Source organism: Pseudomonas sp. HMSC067G02, assembly GCF_001813485.1.
Lineage (GTDB): Bacteria > Pseudomonadota > Gammaproteobacteria > Pseudomonadales > Pseudomonadaceae > Pseudomonas > Pseudomonas aeruginosa.
Genome location: NZ_KV812676.1, coordinates 1 through 634 on the forward strand (window position 1 = coordinate 1; position 634 = coordinate 634).

Genomic DNA, 634 nt, shown 5'->3' on the forward strand with positions numbered 1-634 from the left:
CGCAGCGCCGTACGCGTTGCAATAGATCGTCCATGGTGGGTCCCCCTTCGGCAGGAGATATCGTTTCGATCAAGTGGGAATGCCTTCGCGTTTTATTTCCGGGACCGGAATGCTCAAGGCGCGCAATTGTTGGAAGACGTTCATGAATTCGCGGTTGCGCTTGATCTTGCCGTCTTCAAGTTCGAAGGAATGCAGGAAGTGGTTTTCGTAATAACCTTCGGGATATCCGGGGAAAAGAATCTTGCCGTGACCGTCGCATTCGACCCAGAAATGATTGGGGTCGTCGGTTCCGAATATATTTATGTTGTACCACTCCCAATCGGGAAAGCACTTCAATGACCAGACGGCATGTTCCGCAAGTTTGTCTTTGCCACGAATGACGATGGGCGAGCCGGTATCGGTGGTCCATAAACCGCCACAGCCGTCCTCGACGAAAAGTTCATGGCGGCGCAGGCGATCCTGGCCTTTGGTATTCATGTACTTCTCGACGGTGGCGCGATTCTTTTCGCGAAGTTCGTTGGCATCGGTGAAACCGATTGGATTTGTCGTGTCAGGCATCGTCAATGCTCCTTGGCGGTAGATGTCATTCAAGTGGGAATACCGTCACGTTTTATTTGCGGAACGGCTATTCCCA

The 634-nt window shown here is 52.1% G+C and carries 1 protein-coding gene; it reads right to left on the minus strand.

Annotation, left to right across the window (positions count from 1 at the left end):
• Nucleotides 1-69: 69 nt before the first annotated feature.
• Nucleotides 70-558, minus strand: coding sequence for a phenazine biosynthesis protein PhzB (phzB, locus tag HMPREF2914_RS14200; protein WP_003123955.1), 489 nt, complete (start codon nt 556-558; stop codon nt 70-72).
• Nucleotides 559-634: the final 76 nt, after the last annotated feature.